Annotated in this window: 18 protein-coding genes and 1 riboswitch; of the genes, 15 read left to right on the forward strand and 3 right to left on the reverse strand. The window is 39.5% G+C overall.

What is annotated here, in order from left to right:
- Positions 1-723: 723 nt before the first annotated feature.
- Entirely contained in the window at positions 724-1485 is a 762-nt protein-coding gene (locus MUB24_RS14350; RefSeq protein ID WP_244705246.1) for a MerR family transcriptional regulator, read from the reverse strand.
- 125 nt (positions 1486-1610) lie between these two features.
- Between MUB24_RS14350 and MUB24_RS14355 the strand changes: the two genes are divergently transcribed.
- From MUB24_RS14355 to MUB24_RS14365, 3 genes are read left to right on the forward strand one after another with little or no spacing between them, the layout of a single operon-like run.
- Complete coding sequence (locus tag MUB24_RS14355) at positions 1611-2144, forward strand: DNA-formamidopyrimidine glycosylase family protein (protein ID WP_244705248.1); 534 nt, start codon at positions 1611-1613, stop codon at positions 2142-2144.
- Positions 2145-2152: 8 nt separating this feature from the next.
- Positions 2153-2197 (forward strand): zinc finger domain-containing protein, encoded by a 45-nt coding sequence (locus MUB24_RS23500; RefSeq protein WP_244705295.1) that lies wholly within the window; start codon positions 2153-2155, stop codon positions 2195-2197.
- A 17-nt stretch (positions 2198-2214) separates the two neighbouring features.
- Positions 2215-3051, forward strand: coding sequence for a deoxyribonuclease IV (locus MUB24_RS14365; protein WP_244705250.1), 837 nt, complete (start codon positions 2215-2217; stop codon positions 3049-3051).
- 83 nt (positions 3052-3134) lie between these two features.
- Here the strand turns inward: MUB24_RS14365 and MUB24_RS14370 are convergent, their stop codons facing one another.
- Entirely contained in the window at positions 3135-3359 is a 225-nt protein-coding gene (locus tag MUB24_RS14370) for a hypothetical protein (RefSeq protein WP_244705251.1), read from the reverse strand.
- Between the two features lie 212 nt (positions 3360-3571).
- Positions 3572-3683: riboswitch (TPP riboswitch) on the forward strand.
- Positions 3684-3758: 75 nt separating this feature from the next.
- Between MUB24_RS14370 and MUB24_RS14375 the strand changes: the two genes are divergently transcribed.
- From MUB24_RS14375 to map, 4 genes are all read left to right on the forward strand, one after another.
- Positions 3759-4328 carry an ECF transporter S component gene (locus MUB24_RS14375; RefSeq protein WP_244705253.1) on the forward strand — a complete coding sequence of 190 codons (570 nt, stop codon included), beginning with the start codon at positions 3759-3761 and terminating at the stop codon, positions 4326-4328.
- A 184-nt stretch (positions 4329-4512) separates the two neighbouring features.
- Positions 4513-6015, forward strand: a complete 1503-nt coding sequence (locus tag MUB24_RS14380) for an ABC transporter ATP-binding protein (protein ID WP_313898453.1) — start codon at positions 4513-4515, stop codon at positions 6013-6015.
- Entirely contained in the window at positions 5990-6766 is a 777-nt protein-coding gene (locus tag MUB24_RS14385) for an energy-coupling factor transporter transmembrane component T family protein (RefSeq protein ID WP_244705255.1), read from the forward strand. Before MUB24_RS14380 ends, MUB24_RS14385 begins: the two co-directional genes overlap by 26 nt.
- Before the next feature lie 221 nt (positions 6767-6987).
- Complete coding sequence (gene map, locus MUB24_RS14390; protein WP_244705257.1) at positions 6988-7734, forward strand: type I methionyl aminopeptidase; 747 nt, start codon at positions 6988-6990, stop codon at positions 7732-7734.
- Positions 7735-7821: 87 nt separating this feature from the next.
- Here the strand turns inward: map and MUB24_RS14395 are convergent, their stop codons facing one another.
- Entirely contained in the window at positions 7822-9852 is a 2031-nt protein-coding gene (locus tag MUB24_RS14395) for a beta-galactosidase (protein ID WP_244705259.1), read from the reverse strand.
- 538 nt (positions 9853-10390) lie between these two features.
- On the opposite strand from MUB24_RS14395, the gene MUB24_RS23505 reads away from it, so the two are divergent.
- The 8 genes from MUB24_RS23505 (at position 10391) to MUB24_RS14435 (ending at position 21678) form a co-directional block, all read left to right on the forward strand.
- Complete coding sequence (locus MUB24_RS23505) at positions 10391-12205, forward strand: sensor histidine kinase (RefSeq protein ID WP_244705260.1); 1815 nt, start codon at positions 10391-10393, stop codon at positions 12203-12205.
- Positions 12206-12418: 213 nt separating this feature from the next.
- Positions 12419-13921, forward strand: coding sequence for a response regulator transcription factor (locus tag MUB24_RS14405; RefSeq protein WP_244705262.1), 1503 nt, complete (start codon positions 12419-12421; stop codon positions 13919-13921).
- A 14-nt stretch (positions 13922-13935) separates the two neighbouring features.
- Entirely contained in the window at positions 13936-14601 is a 666-nt protein-coding gene (locus MUB24_RS14410; RefSeq protein ID WP_244705264.1) for a DUF624 domain-containing protein, read from the forward strand.
- A gap of 285 nt (positions 14602-14886) precedes the next feature.
- Positions 14887-15747, forward strand: coding sequence for an ABC transporter permease (locus MUB24_RS14415; RefSeq protein WP_244705299.1), 861 nt, complete (start codon positions 14887-14889; stop codon positions 15745-15747).
- A gap of 69 nt (positions 15748-15816) precedes the next feature.
- Positions 15817-16653, forward strand: a complete 837-nt coding sequence (locus MUB24_RS14420; protein WP_244705300.1) for a carbohydrate ABC transporter permease — start codon at positions 15817-15819, stop codon at positions 16651-16653.
- A 45-nt stretch (positions 16654-16698) separates the two neighbouring features.
- Positions 16699-18378 carry an ABC transporter substrate-binding protein gene (locus MUB24_RS14425; protein ID WP_244705265.1) on the forward strand — a complete coding sequence of 560 codons (1680 nt, stop codon included), beginning with the start codon at positions 16699-16701 and terminating at the stop codon, positions 18376-18378.
- Positions 18379-18773: 395 nt separating this feature from the next.
- The gene (yicI, locus tag MUB24_RS14430) at positions 18774-21089 is read left to right on the forward strand and encodes an alpha-xylosidase (protein ID WP_244705302.1); all 2316 of its coding nucleotides are present in this window, start codon (positions 18774-18776) and stop codon (positions 21087-21089) included.
- A 256-nt stretch (positions 21090-21345) separates the two neighbouring features.
- The gene (locus tag MUB24_RS14435) at positions 21346-21678 is read left to right on the forward strand and encodes a L,D-transpeptidase (protein WP_244705267.1); all 333 of its coding nucleotides are present in this window, start codon (positions 21346-21348) and stop codon (positions 21676-21678) included.
- Positions 21679-21986: the final 308 nt, after the last annotated feature.

Here is a 21986-nt window from a genome sequence, read left to right on the forward strand (position 1 = left end):
TAGATTAGTAGAAACGTCGATCCAAAATGTGTTTGGATTGATGGAAACGCGAAGGATCAGCAAAAACGTAGACCCAAGGGGTGTTTGGATCTACGAAAACGCGAAGGATCAGCAAAAACGTAGATCCAAGGGGTGTTTGGGTTTACGAAAATGCGAAGGATCAGCAAAAACGTAGATCCAAGGGGTGTTTGGATCTACGAAAATGCGAAGGATCAGCAAAAACGTAGACCCAAGGGGTGTTTGGATCTACGAAAACGCGAAGGATCAGCAAAAACGTAGATCCAAGGGGTGTTTGGATCTACGAAAACGCGAAGGATCAGCAAAAACGTAGATCCAAGGGGTGTTTGGATCTACGAAAATGCGAAGGATCAGCAAAAACGTAGACCCAAGGGGTGTTTGGATCTACGAAAACGCGAAGGATCAGCAAAAACGTAGATCCAAGGGGTGTTTGGGTTTACGAAAATGCGAAGGATCAGCAAAAACGTAGATCCAAGGGGTGTTTGGATCTACGAAAATGCGAAGGACCAGTCAAAACGTCGATCCAAAATGTGTTTGGATTGACGAAACCACGAAAGATCAGCAAAAACGTAGACCCAAAGCATGTTTGGGTCTACGAAAATGCGAAGGACCAGCAAAAAAATAGATCCAAAATGTGTTTGAATCGACGAAAACAAAAATGGTAAATGAGCGACAAAGAATCCCTACACTGAATAAAATTCCCCTTTACTTTTTCCCTAGAAAAATCAAGATTGCCTCTCGAAGAAGTTCGGCTGCACCTTCGCCAGCCCTGTCATAATACGCTTTAAAACGTTCATCCGCCACATACATTTCCGCAAGTCCAGCATGGGCTTCAGCAGAATAGTCTACCCACGAATACATCAGCCATTCTTTATGTTTCGCTGCGGCTTCTTGCGCTAAATGGGAGTGCGGATCACCTAGAGTTAGTGCTTGCTGCAAAAGTCCCAAAAGTTCTTTTTCCAGTGCTTGCATAGCGGTGTAGTCCTCTTCGGACATACCACGTAATTTGGCGTTGGATGCATCGACTGTTTTATCTCCATAGTTACGGCGAATTTCTTCCCCATATTTCTCCTCATTCTCTGTCACCAGTTTTTCTTTAAAAGCTTGGAATTTCTCTTCATTTGTCATCGTATATTCTCCTTTCTCATGGGCGATTGTTTTTTCTAGGGTTTGAATTAGGTTGTCTAGGTGAATTCGTTTGTGCACAAGCTGCGCATAATGTTGCTGTAAGGCTTCAGTCTTATCAAATTGAGGGTTGTTCATAATCGACACGATCGTGTCTAAATCAACATCTAATTCCCGAAAAAAGCGAATTTGCTGCAAGCGGTCGATTTCCTTTTGCCCATATAGACGATAGCCGGAGCTATTGATCCTAGCTGGCTTGAGCAAATTGATTTCATCGTAATAGCGGAGCGTTCGCGTGCTAACACCGGCTAATTTAGCCAATTTGCTAATGGTGTACTCCATCCTCATCACCTCCTGATAATTTCATCATAAACGTTGACGTAACGTGAAAGTCAAGAAGGAATTTCATCATTATTTTCATGAATTGAGGAATAATGAGGAGACACTATGAAAATGGAGGACATCCCATGCCAGAATTACCAGAAATGGAAAATTATGCATTCTTATTACAAGAAAGAATTCAAGGTAAAAAAATCACAGAGGTTGCGGTTCAGCGTGAAAAATCGATCAATCTGCCAACAGAGGATTTTACCCAACAAGTTGCCATGCAAAGAGTGAACGGCATTGATCGCCGGGCTAAGTACCTGATTTTTCATCTGGAGAATGGAGATCATTTGCTTTTGCATCTTATGCTTGGTGGGTGGCTATTTTATGGAAAAACGGATGAAAAACCGCGTCGCACCGTGCAAATTCAATTAAGCTTTGGCGATCATCATCTCTATTTTATCGGACTGCGATTAGGGTATTTGCATTATTTGTCTTCTAACAAGCTACAACAGGAGTTAGACCATATTGGTCCAGAACCGCTTGATCCAAATTTTTTACAAGATGCTTTTCTTGAACGGATCCAAACAAAAAGAGGTGGATTGAAAACAACGCTGATCAATCAAGAATTTTTAGCGGGGATTGGAAATCGTTATGTTGTGGGGCACCGATTGTAAAAGTCGAAATTTCCTCGCGAAACACCTTTTATTGTCCAGTCTGTCAGAAGTGAGTGAGGAGGGAGTAGGGATGAAATTTGGTTGTCATCTTTCGATTAAAGAGGGGTATTTGGGAGCCGCCAAACAAGCTGTAGTGATAAATGCAGCGGCCTTTCAATACTTTCCCAAAAATCCTCGAAGCCTTGGGGTCAAAAATTTTAACAAGGAAGATTCAGCGCAATGCAAAATGTTTTGTATCGAAAACGACTTGATTTCAGTCAGCCATTCTCCGTATCCCAGCCGTTTAACGCCTCATCATGAGCAAAAAAGACGGCAAGTCGTTGCCTCTCTACGCAATGATTTGGAAATCGCAGAAGCCTGTGGTTCGATTGGCGTTGTCGTCCATTTTGGCAAACGAATTCATTCGGATCCTCTTTCAAGCTATCAACTCATGATCCAAATGCTGAATGAAATTCTTCAACATTGGGAAGGAAAAGCAAAGCTTTTAATCGAAAATAATGCAGGAGTACCAGGAAGCATGGGGACGACTTTGGAAGAGCTTGTTCAAGTTCGTAACCTATGTGAGTATCCTGAAAAAATCGGTTTTTGTTTAGATACTTGCCATGCTTTTGCTTCAGGGTTATGGACGGGGGATAATTGGGAGGAGTTGCTAGAAAAGGGGAATGCAAATGGCTATTTTGATAAGCTCAAAGTCATTCATTTGAATAATTCCAAATATCCACCTCGTCTAGGAAAAGACCGGCATGCCCCCATTTTTGGATCAGGTTATATCACGGAAGAACAATTTGACCAGCTGATGAAAACTCCACAATTCCAAAAAATTCCTTTTATCTTGGAAACCCCAAAAGAAGACATCCCCCATGTACGGGAGATCAAGCTCTTGCAAGAAAGATGGGGAGATGATTAGATTGACCAAGAGGAGACGATCGCTTATCTAAAAAAGAATTGAACAGTTTGCGTTAAAAAATGTTTAATCTTTTTCTTTTTGTGTTATAATAAATGTGGATATAAATACATTAAAAAAGACCGAATGATGCTTGTAACATCAAACGGTCTCAGTAATAGAATCGCTTTAAAGGCGATCAGCAAGTTCGCGATAATCCGCTCCTCGCTTGTAGGCTCAAGGGCGGATTGTTTTTTGCGATCGAACGACAAGATTGCCAAAATTAAGCTTGAAAAAGCAATGGCAAACATCAATCCTTCGAACACACTCATAGCAGCACCCCCCTTCCCTATCAAAATAACCGGGACAGGGACGATAAACAGGTGCTGACCACCCTTGAAAGCCTATTCTATTACATCTATTATTATAGCATCCATTATGCAGAAGATCATGGTTATTTACATTTTCTTCTTGAAAATATCACTAAATTTTAAGAAGCATTTGCTTAATCTCATAAACTATTGTATATTTAGGCTAATTACATAAAAGTCCGTCCGGGTGCTTGAGGAATCAGGCTGAGATAGTAGCTATTATCCGCTACTGACCGTTAATCTGATCTGGGTAATGCCAGCGTAGAGAGCGATGAATCGTTATAGGGCCCTTCTCGTCGTCTGAGCATTTTTAGACGGCTTTTTTGTATGGATAAAAAATGGGATGGAAGGGGTAGGGACATGAAGAAATTAAAATTTACCGATTTACTGATTACGGTCATGCTTGGGGTTGTGTTCGGCATTTTGATGAAATTCTGGGATGATTTATACACGGTGATTAAACCGATGCTGCCCGTTGCTCGTCAATTGATTTATGGGATGTGGTTTATGGTGGGGCCTTTTGCCTTTTTACTGATTCGAAAACCTGGTGTGGCCTTGCTTGCAAGCGTTGCGGCGGCCGGTCTTTCCGCCTTTATTGGTCATGGAATTGAGGTTCTTATTTATGGATTTTTCCAAGGGTTAGGGGCTGAATTACTTTTTGCTACTTTTCGTTACAAACGTTTTGGTATCATCGTAGCTGGTTTAGCGGGTGTTATGTCTTGTGCGGCTAGTTACTTTTTAGATTGGGTTTATGGTTATGCCAATCTGGAAGCTTGGGCCATTTTTGTCAAATACGGATTGCGTGTGATTAGTGCATTCCTCTTTACTGGCGTATTTGCGTATTTCATTGTCCGAGCATTAGAAGCAACAGGTGTAACCAATCTTATTCGACCTGTTGCGAAGGAAGAATATACAGCATTAGATAAATAGATCGAGTACGAGCCGCTGAGGATCAAGTGTGCGCCATTGCGACTTTATTTCGATCCCTTGCCCTTCGAGTATTGAGCCATTGAGAGTCAACTTCGAGTCGTGGGATGTTTTCACTTCGAACGATTTAAGATGTCATACATATGGTACTTTTATCAGAACGTCAGAAAAAAAGGGGTGTAGACCAGTGGGCTATCAACAAGAAATGAATGCATTGGGAGTTACCAATCTCCGTTTAAAATTTCCAAATGAACCATCCTTGATTTTTAAGGATTTATCCTTTTCCGTTTCACCGGGGGAGAAAGTTTTATTGCTAGGGCCAAGCGGTTGCGGAAAGTCGACATTGTTGCAAGTTTTATGTGGAATGATTCCGGATTCGATTGAGGTCCCCCTTAAATATGATTCCATCCAAATACCTGAATCATGGGGATTTGTCTTTCAAGACCCAGACACTCAATTTTGTATGCCCTATGTGGATGAAGAGCTTGCATTCGTTTTGGAAAACTTGAATATCCCTAGAAGCCAGATGGATACTCGGATTAAAGAGGCGCTGGACATGGTTGGTCTACAAGAACTTCCCATTCATACGCAGATCCATGATCTGTCGCAAGGGATGAAGCAGCGATTAGCGCTTGCCTCCGTGTTATTACTGGAACCAGATGTACTGTTTCTGGATGAGCCATCCGCCTTATTGGATCCTGATGGGGTCATACAAATCTGGGAATCGGTTAAGGAAGTAGCGGATGAAAAAACAGTGCTGATTGTCGAGCATAAAATTGACCATATTGCTGATTGGGTCGACCGTGTCATGCTATTTAAGGATAATGGGGAAATCATTGCGGATGATGTTCCAGAAAACATTTTCCATTTTCACAAACAAGAACTCATTCAATATGGGATTTGGTATCCAGAGGTTTGGGAGGATTATTTGGCGTCCCCTTCTTATTTAAGTCTTGTCAAAACCAGAGATGAAGAGCAGAAAAACAATCAACCATTATTGAAGTTGGATGATTTTATCGGCTACCGAGGCAAGGCGGAAAAAATTCATATTCCAAAGGCCGAAATCACTCCCGGAAGTTGGCTAACGATTATCGGTGAGAATGGCGCCGGAAAGAGCACATTCCTATTAGCGTTAATGCAATTATTGCGTACAACCGGTCATTATGAGTTAGAGGGAAAGTTCATCCAATGGAAAAAACGAAGGAAAACCCTGCCAGAAGGTCTTTCCCTTGTCTTTCAAAATCCTGAACTGCAATTTGTGACGAATTCGGTATGGGATGAATTAGCCTTTTCCGATCGAATAAAAGGAATAGAGGAAGCCGAATTGCTGAAAAAGGTGCAAAAACTTATCGACCTTTTTCAACTTCCCATGAGCGAAAAGCGTCATCCATTCCAATTATCAATCGGACAAAAGCGGCGGTTAAGTGTCGCAACAGCCTTTATGACTGGTGCCAAACTATTGTTGCTTGACGAACCAACATTTGGGCAAGATGCAAAAAACACCTTTATGATTTTGGAGCAACTTGAAAGTTTACGCAGGGAAGGAACAACCATTGTAATGGTCACACATGACTCACAAATTGTAGCACATTTTGCTACAGAAATATGGACGATTGAGCAGGGGAAATTAGTAGACATGGAGTTTAAACGCAAGGAGCGGTTATATGCAGAATCTATTTACTCCTCTTAGAGAAACGTGGCTCTGTCGGGTCAATCCCGCTTTAAAATTCGTCCTATTTTTTAGCCTATTGCTTATCGTTCTTTTCAATCGTCATCTAGGCTTTATTTTTCACTTAACCGTATTCAATGGCATTTTATTGTATGGATGGAGTGGTTATTCGTGGAAAAAGTTACTTCTATTTTCGATTCCGATGGTGCTCTCTTTTATTTCCTCTGCAGTGACAATGATTTTGTTTGGAAAAGGCGATCATATTTGGTGGTCTTGGGGCTTCATTAAAATTTCAGAAGAAAGCGTCTATTATGGTTTATTACTAGGCTGCAAAACCCTTTGTTTTGGTATCATCAGTTTAACCTTTTTATTGACAACCCGGCCGATCTTGCTTTTTTATGCGTTCATGCAGCAATTGAAACTGGCACCTAAATATGCTTACAGTTTTATCGCCTCTATCCGTTTACTGCCACTGATTGTCGATGAATTAAGAACACGCTCAGATGCCCTCAAAGTACGTGGGGTTCATTTTTCGAAAGGCGTAAAAGGTTTTTTCGAGCGACTGCGCATGTTTACGGTGCCCTTATTTGCCCAAAGCATCCGCAGAGCGCAAAGGGTCGCTGTCGCGATGGAAGCGAAACGATTTCAAATGAATGCGAGACGCACCTATTATTATCCTACTTTTTATACAAAAATGGATGCGGTATTTGTTGCGGCTATCTCCCTGTTATTTGTATTGGCCTATTTATTCGCAGGGATTATTTCCTACTGAAAAACAATGGACGATCTCCGCTCTGCAGACGGGGAAGTCCATTTTTTTATAAAAAAGGGCGAACATTCGTCTACTTCATTATGGTGCGCTGGATGGCTTTCCCCGTTAAAATAATCCAAAAAACTTCCCTGCGAAGAGATTTTTTTATTGGATATTTGTATTCACTCACATACAATATTAAAATATAAGGGATGTCACGTGAAAAAGAGGTGCAAAGGACGATGATTACTTTAAAAACGGAAAGAGAGATCAGTTTGATGCATGAAGCTGGTAAATTATTGGCTTCTTGCCATAGAGAAATTGCGAAACGGATAAAACCAGGGGTCACCACTTTAGAAATAGATCGGTTTGTAGAGCAATTTTTAGCAGAAAATGGGGCAACCCCCGAACAAAAAGGGTATAAAGGATATCAATTTGCCACTTGTGCGTCTGTGAACGATGAAATCTGTCACGGATTCCCACGCAAAACGGAGCTAAAAGAAGGGGATATTGTCACGATTGATATGGTGGTAAACTTGAACGGGGCTTTGGCTGATTCAGCCTGGACCTATGCAGTCGGAGAAATTTCTGATAAAAGCAAAACATTACTAGAAGTGACCAAAAATGCTTTAGATAAAGGGATTGAACAGGCACTCATTGGAAATCGGCTTGGTGATATCGGTCATGCGATTCAATCTTATGTCGAGCCTCAAGGATTTTCCGTTGTCCGTGAATTTACGGGCCACGGGATTGGTCCGACTATGCATGAGCCACCGCAAATTCTTCATTATGGCCCAGCTGGAAAAGGCTTGCGCTTGAAGGAAGGCATGGTCATTACAATCGAACCGATGATTAACGAAGGTGTTTGGCAGTCCAAAATGGATGATAATGGTTGGACAGCGAGAACGATGGACGGTAAACTCTCTGCCCAATATGAACATACCTTAGCGATTACGAAAAATGGTCCTTTGATTCTGACGGAACAATAGGCAAAGCAAGCTTGTTGGGAATGACAAAAAGCAGACGTTTGTTATCACCATTTCAATGGAGCACGTCTGCTTTTTTACTTCCGTATTCTATTCTAAATCGGTTAAAATCATTACTTGATGAGCAGCAATCGATGCTGTACCAGTAAGCGTTTCTCCACTTAACAGATCAAGCTTTTGCACATGATCCAATTCAAACGAGCTTGTTGTGTCATTATGGTTCATGACAAATAGGAACTTCCGATCTGCTTTTACACGCTGTGAAACTTCCACACCACGATCTGATTTCAAGAGCGGCTTTATCTCCTTAGCGGAGCAAATCTCCGTGATAAAGTCCCTTAAGAAATCGCCATCTGGACTGGAGGCGATGTACCATGCATCACCTGCACCGAATGTATTCTTGGTGACGACAGGCATGCCTTTGTAAAAATCATCCCCATATTCAGCCACAACTTCCGCGCCTTCGGAGTGAATCAGATCAAATAGAATATTGCATGTATATTCCCCATCTAATCGACCCATCCTTTCCTTCATCACAATCCGATTATGTTGATCAGGGTGAAGCGCATCAATTTCCTCTGCCCAAATCCCTAATAGCTTGCGTAATTTTCCGGGATACCCACCTGTTGTGACGAGATCATGTTCATCAACTATTCCACTAAAAAAGGTCGTCACAAAGGTTCCGCCGTTTGATACGAATTCCTCTAGTTTCTGAGCATAATCCCCTTTGACCATATAAAGAACAGGGGCAATCACCACATCATATTTCGAAAGATCTTCTTCCACGCCAATCATATCCACTTGAATGTTTTGTTGATAAAGGGCATCATAATATTTATGAACTTCTTTCACATAATCTAAAGCAATCGATGGACCACTTGTTAAATCAATGCCCCAACGGTTCTCCCAATCAAAAACAATCGCAATCTTTGCTTCAATTTTCGCATCAATCAACTGGTCCGAAAGCTTGCCAAGTTCCTTTCCTAATGCAGCGGTTTCACGGAAAACACGGGTATGTTCATGCCCAACATGCTCAATGACAGCTCCATGAAATTTTTCCGTTGCCCCAATGGAACGACGTAACTGGAAAAATAGAATCGTATCAGCACCGCGGGAAATAGCTTGATAACTCCATAAACGCATCACACCTGGGCGTTTAAGCGAATTATAGGCCTGCCAATTTTGCTGGCTGGGCGTTTGTTCCATCAGCATAAAAGGCTTGCCGTTTTTAAGTCCTCGCATAAGATCATGTGTCATCGCGGTCATACTGACAGGCGTATCAATAGAAGGATAATTATCCCAAGAAACGACGTCCATTTCTTTTCCCCATTTGAAATAATCTAATTCAGGATAAAGACCCATTAAATTAGTCGTAATGGGAATATTCGGAGTATGCTTACGAATGGCATCCCTTTCAATTTTAAAACATTCTAGTAAACGATCCGATTGAAAACGGCGATAGTCTAGCGAGATCCCTTGGAAGTTTGTACGATTTCCATCCCATTCCTCACTTAAGCTGTTCGGAGGCACAATTTCATCCCAATCATAAAAAGTATGTCCCCAAAACGCGGTATTCCAAGATTTATTTACGGCTTCAATAGACTGATATTGTTCTTTTAACCAATTCCGAAATGATTCTGCACAGTTGTCACAATAACAGTACCCGCCATATTCATTATTAATATGCCAAATAAGGACAGCCGGATGATCCTTATACCGTTCCGCTAGTTTTTCGGCCATCCTTTCTGAATACTTTCTAAATGTCGGACTATTCGGACAAGAGTTATGCCTGCCGCCAAATTTCCGTTTTCTTCCCTGATAGTCCACACGTAAAACATCAGGATATTTTATCGCCATCCAAGCAGGATGTGCAGCTGTGCTCGTTCCTAAACACGTATAAATGCCATTTTGATATAATCTGTCAATAGTGGCATCCAATGCGGCAAAATCGTATGTATCTTCATCCGGTTGGTTACGGGCCCACGCAAAAACATTTAATGTCGCCACATCAATTCCCGCTAGTTTAAACATCCGAATATCTTCATTCCATACTTCTTCATGCCACTGTTCAGGGTTATAATCTCCCCCATACCAAATCTTCGGCAATGTATCATTTATCATCCTCTATCCCACCTTCTTACTCTATTTCATCATCATCCCCATCTTAGACGCTTTCATAATTTCAGTCAATGAATATAAAAATCTACGTAAGGGGTACTTTTTTCGACTAGAATCCTAGGAGTATATTAGTTTATACATGAATTCCTCGCCATTTTTCTACCGAAAAATCACTAATTTTGACTGATTTTAGGTTTAATTTATCGTGTATTTATTGCTTATTTCCTATGCTACCATTAAAAGTAAGGATTGTAAGCGTTTTGAAAATACACCACTGGTGAGGAGGATGGAATTGTGAACTTTAGATCCTTGTGATTCAGTGAGGGATGAAAAAAACGCTGAATGGAGTTTCCCTTTATCTTCATGAAAGACTTGTTTCGATTAACACGTTATAATTGAATAAAACAGATGGAAACGAGCGAAAAAAGCTGACCCGGACATCATTAAGAAGAAAAAACGGAATAGGAGTTCTAGACCACATTGTCTAAAATGTGAATCATATTTCAAATCAACATCTAATGTAAGTGGAGTGGGGGATGCAGTGAAATACCTTGGGCAATTCTATCGTTCTTTTACAAATAAAAAGGTAAAGATTAAATTATTAGGCATTTATCTGCTCGTAACTGTGATCCCCACGCTGCTCATCGGATTTTACTTGAATTATAGTATGAGAGATGTCGTCCTCAATAATACCATTAATGAAGTCGATGCCAATGTAGATAAATTAGAGATGAGATTAAATACGATATTGGATCGGGCGATTAGTATTTCTGATCAAATTTATATTAGTCAAGACCTAAAGAAAGTAGTAGATCAAGAATACGAAAATAATCTTGAAATCTATAATGCCTATGCAAAATACCCGATTTTTGATAACTATTTACGCTATTATAATGAAATTGAAAATATCCGTTTCTTTATGACGAAAGACATGATCACGAACTCTCAATTTGTTTATGCGGATCAAGGGACCAGAAATCAAATATGGTATCAGGAAGCCGTTGAAAGACAGGGACGTATATCCTGGAGATATACTCAAGACAAATGGACCGAAAAATATTATCTCACCTTAACAAGATCTGTCTATGGAGAGAATCATGAATTATTAGGTGTTTTAGCCATCTATATTTCTCCTGGTAATCTAAATGATATCTCCAAAAATGAATTATTCGATGTCTTTGTATCTTTAGATAATGAAAAAATCGTCCATAGTAAAGATCCGCGTTATTTAGGAAAAAAACCGGCCTTTATCCAGAATCGAGAGATATCAGAAGAGAAAAAATCGATTATTTATGATGCGAATTTTAATCAGGAAAAAGTTAAGGTTTATTTACGTTCCTTCAAGCCAAGTAAAACACTGGAAAATCAGATTCAAATTACCGCCTTAATTCCCATTGAAGACGTCATTAAAGATTCAAAGGAAGTTTTGTATAAGGGATTTCTGATCGTACTTGTTTGTCTCATTACATCCATCACTTTAATCGTATTATTTATTCAATCATTTGATAAAAGAATCTATCAGTTACGAGATGCGATGAATAATATTGCGAAAGGCCGTTTTCATATTAAAAAACAGAATCTTGGTGAAGATGAAATTGGGGGAGCTTATAGAGATTTAGAGGTCACAGCGGATAGTATTAAACAATTAATTAATGAAGTGTATATTCATAAAATTAATGAAGAACAATGGAAAAGAAGACAAAAAGAATCTGAATTTAAAATGTTGGCCAGCCAAATCAACCCGCATTTTCTCTATAATACATTAGAAATGATTCGTATGAAGGCATTGATCAATAAAGATCATGAAGTCGCTAGAATTGTGATGCTATTAAGCCAAATGATGCGTTCCAGTTTAGAAGTGTCGGATCAACCGATTTTGCTAGAATCTGAATTAGAACTGGTCAAAACCTATTTGGAAATTCAAAAAATGCGCTTTGGGGATAAAATAGACTTTGATATTAAGATCGAGTGCGATATTCAAGACTATTATATTTTTCCTTTACTCCTTCAGCCATTAGTCGAAAACGCGGTTATTCATGGGATTGATCGAGAGACTGAAAACAGTCATATTGAGATTCAAGTATTGAAAACAACGGAAAACCTTGTCATCCAGGTAATCGATAATGGCATTGGCATCTCTGCCTCCAAACTGGTGCTTTTGAAAAAAACTTTAAATGATTCAGATGACTCCGTCGGGCGACATAGCGGAATTGGATTAAATAATGTGAATAAACGAATTAAATTATACTATGGGGATCCATATGGTGTAGATATCCAAAGTGAGGTAGGGTCTGGTACAGTCGTTACATTATTTTTACCTTTAGAAGATGTTCAAAAAGTAAGGAGCAAAGGCTAAATTCGCGACATCCTGTCGCAACGCCTTTGTGACCTGCGTCCTGCAGGCCTCCGGTAAAAATGACACATCGAATTTCTTCGTTGGCTTGTTTCTCTGCTGCTCATGTATTTATAAGCATACATTGCGCTGCTCGAAACTGCGCCGCCTCGAACTTCTTGGTCCTTTTTATCCTCCTTTTTGAACACTCACCTTTAGTGAAAGGACCGGATTCAAATGCGAAAATTATTGATCATTGATGATGAGCCTATTATCCAAGAAGGATTAAAACATGTTATCCCATGGTCAGAGTATGGTTATGAAATTTGTGATGTCGGGATAAACGGACGAGATGGTTTACATAAAATTCGCTTGCATCAGCCGGATTTAGTGATGCTTGATATAGAGATGCCTGGACTTTCAGGTATCGATATTGTTAGCCAGCTGAAAAAAGAAAACCTACCAACAAAATTTATTATTTTATCGGCCTATTCTAATTTTTCTTATGCACAAAAATTAATGGGACTCGGCATCGAACATTATCTGTTAAAACCGGTTGTGGAGAAGGAATTAATCCAAACCCTTGAAAAAATAGAGCAAGAACGTTTAGAAGAACAGGAGTTACAGAATCAATTAGCTTTCTATAACCAATTAAACGAAGAACGAACATTTCGGGCACTATTGGAGGGAAAACTAGCCAGTATTTCCGAGCAAATGGTCAAAGAATTACAGGTGAAGGAATTGCAGCTTGTAAGAATCTACGGAGATTTGCCACAAAGTCATGATCAGTGGTTAAGGGAAAATATCGCCGAAAACGCGGAACAAATAAAGTTAATTAGGAAAGATGATTACGATCATTTGCTTTTTATTCAAAAGGACCCTTCCTTTATGAAGACATTTGTATTAAAGATGAAGCGGAAATTTCAGACAAATGGTGCTTCCCCAATCGTCTTGCTGATGGCAGATCCTATCTACCATCCGGAAGAATTATCACAGGCTTATCAGCAAATCAAAGAATTGATGGATATCCAATTTTGCTATAGTGAGAAGGCCGTTTTACGCTATTCCTATTTCAAAACCAATCATAAAGCGGTAAAAAAGCCGCTAGAGGAACAAGATAAGAAAGAGCTGTATCACTATGCAGAGTTTGGTGACAAGCAGAATATGAAAAAGAAAGTGGCTGAATTAGAACAATATTACCGAACAATTCGTTATCCACAAGAGAGAATCAAAGCAGAATTGATTGAATGGTGTATTTCCTTATTTCAACTGATCCAAAATAATTATACGGAATTGGATATCGTGGATAAGGATGTAGTAGCGAATAAAATAAACAGCCAAAAAAATCTGCAAGGGATCATTCAGTTTATTATGAATGAACTGCTTCACATAAGTGAATCGATTCATGGCAGCTCCCCGACAAAAGGACATATCGTCGATAAAGTAAAAGAGTATGTGAATTTTTACTATAATGAAGATATTAGTCTAAAGTATGTGGCAGATTTATTTCATTATAATAGTGCCTATTTAGGAAAGCTTTTTAAACGGGAAACAGGGGAGTATTTTAATAGTTATGTACATCAAGTAAGGATTCAAAAGGCAAAGAAATTGTTAGCAAGTAAGAAGTATAAAGTGAATGAAATTTCTCAACTTGTTGGTTACTCGAACGCCGATTATTTTTATAAAAATTTTAAACAGTATGAAGGAATAAGTCCGAAAGAATTCCAAATGAAGAGCTAATAAGAGGGATGATTATGGGTAAACCTGTTACAGATAGACCGGCCTATACAATGATGAAATATCTTTATTATTTTTTTCTCACTAATTTCTATTTTATCTTGTGCAATCTATTATTTTTTATTGTATTTTTCTTAGCAGATTTTGTATTTGAGAATATTTTATTGTTTTATCTCACCTTAATCCCAACGGGCCCGGCGATGACGGCTGTTTTGTCTACAATGGGAAAATTAGTAAGAGAAAAGGACCTACATGTAACGAGAGATTTTTTTAAAGCCTATCAAGTCAATTTTTGGCCGACGATCAAATACTGGATGATTCAGTTAACGATTATGTTGATTCTGGCGATCGATATTGGCTATTCAACCAATCGTTCGAACGTTTTTTCGCCTGTTTTTTTCATTCTATTGATTGTCTCTGTCTTTATTATGATCTATGCCTTTCCGATTATTTCACGTTTTGAGGTAAAAATGAAAAACCTTTTCATTATCTCGATGTATGCTAATTTTAAATTTTTTAAGGTAACCCTTCTAAATATCACAAGCATTATTGCTTTTGGGATCATTTATTGGACATTCCCAAGTATAAGTTCCCTATTTTTAATTAGTTTGATCGGATATTTTGTGATGTTCAATTTACAAAAACCTTTAAAATATTTAGAGATGAAAATGTCGAAAGGGTAGATAGAAGATATAAGGTCGATAGGGAAGCATTAGACTGTCACTTTCAAGGTGGGGGTCTAATGCTTTTCTTATGCAAGATTACACCTCTAATTTTTACGGGAAATTTACTCTTTTTTAATGGGTATAAAGTGTAAGCGATTTCAGATAACATGAAATATAAGCAATGATTTGTTATATGAGGGGAGAAGAAACGTGGCAAAAACAGCGATAGAATTGAAAGCGAACCCAACTAGGCCCCAAAAAAATACGTGGAAGAAAATAAAAAGTCAAAAGGCATTAATCTTCATGTCATTTCCCTTTGTCATTTGGTTAATTATTTTCAAGTATATTCCTCTTGGTGGATGGGCGATGGCTTTTCAGGATTATGCACCTGCTAAAGGTTTTTTTGACCAGGAGTGGGTGGGATTAAAGCATTTTAAAGTCTTATTTAAGGAAGATTTATTCTATCAAGCTCTCACAAATACATTAGGTATGGGTGTATTGGGCTTGGTTTTCGGAACGATTACCTCCATTGGATTTGCTTTGCTCATCAATGAGGTACGATTATTAAAATTCAAGAAACTTACGCAAACCATTTCTTATTTACCCCATTTTGTCTCTTGGGTAATTGTAGCGAATATTGTGACAACGATGTTAGCCCCGGAAGGAATTGTCAACAATTTATTAATGGCCGTCAATCTCATTGATAAGCCGATTGGTTTTATGTCAAGCCCTAATATGTTTTGGGGAATTGTGACGGCAGCGGATGTGTGGAAGGAAACAGGATGGAATGCGATCATTTATTTGGCTGCGATGACAGGGGTAGACCCGCAATTATATGAAGCAGCGAAAGTGGATGGCGCGAGTCGATGGAAGCAAATGTGGCATATTACCTTACCGAGTATTCGACCCGTGATCATCGTCTTACTAATTTTAAGTATTGGAAACTTAATTAATATCGGTTTTGAAAAACAAATGCTTTTAGGAAATAATATTGTGGCTGAAAAGGCTTTGGTCATTGATTTATATGCGTTAAATTATGGAATCGGGATGTTCCGATATTCCTTCGGTACAGCAATCGGTATTTTTAAATCGGTCATTAGCGTCATTTTAATCGTCATTTTTAACAATCTTGCCAAGAAAACAGGGGATGGCGGCATCTATTAGGAGAAGGAGGAAACCAAAGTGAAACAATTTAAGAAAATCACCCTATTTGATTTTATACTCACGATCGGCATGATCATTGTCATTATTATTACGCTATACCCCTTTCTCAATATTTTGGCCATTTCTCTGAATGATGCGGTCGATACGGCTAAAGGTGGAATTCATATCTGGCCAAGACAGTTTACATTTGCGAACTATACGGAAATTTTTGGTAGTAATGACCGTCTATTTAAAGCTTTTACCATGTCTGTCACGAGAACAGTGGTAGGCACATTAACGGGAATTATCGCCAGTACGATGCTTGCCTATACATTAAGTCGAAAAGATTATGTTTTTAACAAGCCAATTGCTTTATTACTAGTATTGACGATGTTTGTTAGTGGGGGATTGATCCCTGATTATATGTTGATCCGAAATTTAGGTCTCATCAATGAATTTGCGGTGTATATCTTACCGATGTTGATTAGTGCCTTTAATGTAATCATTATTCGTTCCTTTATGGATAGTCTGCCAAAGGCATTGGAAGAGTCAGCCAAAATGGATGGGGCCAATGACTTTACGATCTTTGCCCGAATTATCTTACCCCTTTCCATGCCAGTGATTGCGACCATTTCCTTATTTTTGGCTGTAGGGCAATGGAATAGTTGGTTTGATACGTATTTATATGCAAGAGCCAATGAAAATCTGACCACTTTACAATATGAACTTATGAAAATATTGGATAATGCCAGTACATCTGGTGGTGCTGGCATCAATTCGCAAAATGCCGAATTTATTGCCAAACAAACCAATCCACAGTCTTTAAAAATGGCGATTACGATTATTGCCACAGTTCCGATCTTGATGGTCTATCCTTTCTTACAAAAATATTTTGTCACCGGATTAACTTTGGGAGCTGTTAAATAAGGTATCAATTTTTTGATATAATTCTAATGAATGAGGGGGAGTAACATGTTTAGAAGGAAATGGCCATTATGGTCACTGATATTGGTTTTAGTTGTTGGGATTACGCTTGCAGGTTGTAGTAGTGAAACGGGAAAGAAAGGAGACGATGGGGACAAATCGAAGTCTTCTGATGAACCGATTACATTAACGTTCTTTAATGCGGATTTAACATCTGACGTCTCGTTTGATGATGAAGTCGCGAAGAAAATTACCGAGAAAACGGGTGTCATTCTCGATATCCAACACCCCGTTGGCGGAGATGAGCAAGCGATTCCGTTAATGATTGCGAGTGGTGAATACCCAGACCTGATTTACGCCAAAGGGGATATTGGAAAATTAATCGAAGCTGGCGGCGTGATTAAACTAGATGATTTAATCGAAGAAAAAGGCGATAATTTGAAAAAAATGTACGGGGACCAGCTTGATCGTTTAAGAAATTCAATCGATGATCCAAGTATTTATGGAGTAGGAACCTATGGCGTGGAAAATGCTTATTGGAAGACAAGTGGAACGATGTCTATACAATTGGACGTTTTACGGGAGTTAGGGTATCCCGAAATTAAAACACTTGAAGATTATGAAAATGCATTAACAGATTATATTGCAAAGAATCCAGAAATAGATGGTCAAAAGACAATCGGACTTTCTTTATTAGGTAGTGATTGGCGCTGGTTGATTACGCTTGGAAATCCGGCTGGTTTCGCTCTTGGCATACAGGACGATGGTCAATGGGCGATTGATGATGAAACAGGGGAAGCAACATATAAATTTACGATCCCTGAGATTAAAGAATATTTTAAATGGCTAAATCACATGAATGATATTGGCTTACTGGATCCAGAATCTTTCACACAAACACATGATACGTATATTTCCAAACTATCTTCTGGTCGAGTGCTAGGAATTGCGGATCAAGACTGGAATTATGGGGATGCCGATAAAGCCTTGAAAGCGGATGGAAAAGAGTGGAGAACCTATGCCCCACTTCCCGTTACATTGAATGAAAACTACAAGTCTCAAGGTTTAAAAGATTACGGCTTTGCTGGTGGTGGAGGAATCTCGATTAGTTCCACTTCAGAACATCAAGAAAAAGCTTTCGAATTTCTTGATTGGATGGCATCCGAAGAAGCACAAATTTTGGTGAATTGGGGAATTGAAGGAGAAAACTATGATGTAATTGATGGAAAAAGAGTACTACAGGATGATGATAAAGAACAAAGAAAAACAGATGCGAAGTATCCAGAAAAAACAGGTGTAGGTCAATATGTCTATCCATTCCCACAATGGGGAAATGGCGCAGTTGATTCAACTGGTAACCCGATTTCACCTGACACACAAGAGGATATAATCGCTGCCTATACAGATGCGGAAAAAGAAGCATTGGGTAAATATGGGATGGAAAGTTGGATTGATTGGTTCCCTTCCACGGAGGAACTAGGCATCTCTAATCACGGAGCAGCTGCAAACTATACGATTCCGAATAATAGTGATCTGCAAATTATCCAACAAAAAGCCGATGACTATACAGAGCAAAAAATCACCCAAGCCATCCTTGGAAAACCTGCTGATTTTGATGCAGCTTGGGACGAAATGCAAGAGAAACTGATCGAAATGGATATTGAAAAAGCGAATAAAGAAATGACGAAAATTACACAAGATACGATGAAGTTATGGGGAACAAAATAATAGAATAGGAATAGAGCTGTCCTAAATGAGAAGGGGAGCCATTCACTCCATATAAGTGAAGGTGGGACAGCCCATTCCATTATTTTGTCCTAAGTGGCAAAAAAGTCTAAATAGGTCACAGCGGGGCGATGGCTGTGCCCGAAAAGGTATAAAAAGTCCAACGAGGTAACAGCGGAGCGCTTGGCTGTGCCCGAAAAGTGCAAAAAAGTCCGAACAGGTAACAGCGAAGCACTTGGTCGTGCCCGAAAAGGCATAAAAGGTCCAACCAGGTAACAACGGTGCGTTTGGCTGTGCCTAAAAAGTCCAAAAAAGTCGAACCAGGTACCAGCGAATCGTTTGGCTGTGCCGAACTGATTATAGCTAATCATTACAAAGTGGAAAGGTGTTTGAGTAAAATGAAATTTACAGATGGTAATTGGCTGGTGCGTGAAGGATATAATATTCATTATCCACGCAGTGTTCATGATAACAACATAGAAAAAGAGAGTGTGACTTTTTATGCCCCTTGTAAAGAGATCCATCATAGAGGAGCAACATTGGATGGTCCATTATTAACGGTGAAACTATCCTCTCCAATAGAAAATGTGATTCGAGTACAAACATGGCATTTTAAAGGTCGAAAAATAAAAGGTCCTCATTTTGATGTGGCCGATCAATCTATCACTCCAGAAATAGACGTCAATGAAGAGGCACTGTCATTAACAAGCGGCGATTTAAAACTAGTCGTGAATAAACAACAGTTCCGTTTCGATTTTTTCAATGGCGATCGAAAAATGAACGCTGGAAACGCTAAAGGGCTTGCCTGGATCGAGGGTCCAGAGGAAACTTCCTATATGCGCGGTCAGCTGAATCTAAATGTTGGGGAACAAATTTATGGATTAGGAGAGCGTTTTACTCCTTTTGTTAAAAATGGCCAAACTGTTGATATTTGGAATAAAGATGGCGGGACAAGCTCTGAACAATCGTATAAAAATATTCCATTTTATTTGAGTAGTGAAGGTTATGGGGTCTTTGTCAATCATCCTGAAGAGGTAAGCTTTGAGATTGGTTCGGAATTAGTGTCTAAAAGTCAATTTAGCGTTGCTGGAGAATATCTAGATTATTATCTTATAAATGGTCCTACTCCAAAGGATGTGATCAGTCGCTATACAGCATTAACGGGTAAACCTGCTTTACCACCAGCATGGTCTTTCGGATTATGGCTAACAACTTCTTTTACGACCGATTATAATGAAGAAACCGTCCATCATTTTATTGATGGAATGGAGGAAAGAGGCATTCCATTAAGTGTATTTCATTTTGATTGCTTCTGGATGAAAGAATTCGAGTGGTGTAATTTTGAATGGGATCGCGATAATTTCCCTGACCCGCAAGGCATGTTAAATCGTCTAAAAGAAAAAGGATTAAAGATCTGCGTCTGGATCAACCCCTATATTGCCCAAAAATCCAAGCTATTTGCTGAGGCAGCAGAAAAAGGATACTTGATTCAAAAGCCAAATGGGGATGTATGGCAATGGGATCTCTGGCAAGCGGGAATGGGAGTTGTCGATTTTACCAACCCAGCCGCCTGCAAATGGTATACCGATCATTTAAAACGATTAGTCAATATGGGTGTCGATTCCTTTAAAACAGATTTTGGTGAGCGGATCCCGACAGATGTTGTTTATCATGATGGTTCTGATCCATATAAAATGCATAACTATTATGCTTATAAATTTAATGAAGTTGTCTTTGATTTTCTGAAAGAAGAAAAAGGAGAAAACCAGGCTGTCCTCTTTGCTCGTTCCTCCACGGCTGGTGGTCAAAAGTTCCCTGTTCACTGGGGTGGGGATTGTGACTCCACTTATGAAGCGATGGCCGAAAGTTTACGAGGCGGATTATCGCTTACATTGAGTGGCTTTGGCTACTGGAGTCATGATATTGGTGGATTTGAAAGTACGGCGACACCAGATGTTTGCAAACGCTGGACAGCATTTGGACTACTATCAAGCCATAGTCGTTTTCACGGTAGCTCCTCTTATCGTGTTCCTTGGCTATTTGATGAGGAAGCCGTTGATGTAACTCGACATTTTACGAAGCTAAAAAATCGCTTAATGCCTTATTTATTTCATGCAGCGGTTGAGAATCGGAACACAGGGGTACCAGTGATGCGGGCCATGGTACTTGAATTCCCAGAGGATCCAACTTGTCATTTATTAGATCGCCAATATATGCTAGGAGATTCCATCTTGGTTGCCCCCATTTTTAATGACGAAGGGATTGCCACTTACTATCTACCAAAAGGAAAATGGACCCATCTTTTAACAGGTGAAGTGGTAGAAGGGGGCACATGGAGAAAAGAAAAATATGATTATATGAGTCTTCCCTTATTTGTAAAATCAAATGCGATCATCCCGATGGGGGCCAATCCAACAAGTCCGGAATATGATTATGCCGAAGATCTTACCTTCTATGTGTACGAGTTGGAAGAAGGCAAGGAAGTTTCCACTGCCGTTTATAATCTGGATGGAGCAGAGGTTGGCAAGATTACCTTCGTTCGCTCAGGTGAAACGGTTGAGATCCAATCAAATCTAAAGCAAAAACCTTATCATATTTGCTTGGTTGGAAAGAATGAAATCAGGTCTACTACATCAGGCGAATGGAGTAAGGAAACAATGGGAGCAACGGTCACGCCGGACCCGTCTGCATCAAGCTTTTCTGTTCGACTGTAATTTTATAGAACGAAACCCTTAAGTTGACAGGGTTTCGTTTTTTTCTGCTTTTGTACGATCAAAGTGAAAATCGTAGAATGCAGCTGACATTAATGAAACAAAGATTCACTTAATTTTTTGAAATTAGCATGCTGGAACCTCCTTCTCCGCAAATATAAAGGGGGCTTAATGATGGGAGTAAAGAACGATTCGGCCAAAAAAGGAACTTTCCTAGGTTTTTTCATACAATATCACAAAAGACCAAGGAGATGATCAGATGGCCTTGCGGATTGAAGTGTCCATTCAAAAGCACCAACTAAAGCTATTTGATGGTTCAAAGCTGATTAAAACCTATCCCGTTGCCCTTGGAAAAATCGTAACCCCTACTCCTCATGGATCTTATAAGATCATCAACAAACAGCTCAACCCCGGCGGTCCCTTTGGTGTCCTTTGGATGGGATTATCCAAACCACATTATGGAATTCATGGAACAAACAATCCTTCATCCATTGGAAAAAGTGTCTCCCATGGCTGTATTAGAATGTATAATCATGACGTATTGGATCTTTCCCGTCGGGTCCCTGTAGGAACCCCGGTCGTCATCCAATAAATCGTTATCCTGCCAGCGAAATAATTCCTAAGCTATCCGTGCGATAGCTTTTTATTTTTGCCTGACATGTATTCGGCAAAATTCGGGGCGTGCCAGGCACCCGAAATGAAAGGGTGGGAAAAAGATCTTACGATTAAAAAACAATTTCCGTCATTGACAAATTCGTGTGGAGTGGCTAATATATTTGGTATACGAAATATAGTTGACTTAAGGAAACATTGTGTTGTTAGGTTAATTCATGTATAAAATTTCAGGTGAACAGCACGCAAAATAGGAGGGGTACAAGTGGTTCAGAAACGAAAACGAAG

The sequence above is a fragment of the Lederbergia sp. NSJ-179 genome (assembly GCF_022867885.1).
In the GTDB taxonomy this organism is placed as follows: Bacteria; Bacillota; Bacilli; order Bacillales; family Bacillaceae_C; genus Lederbergia.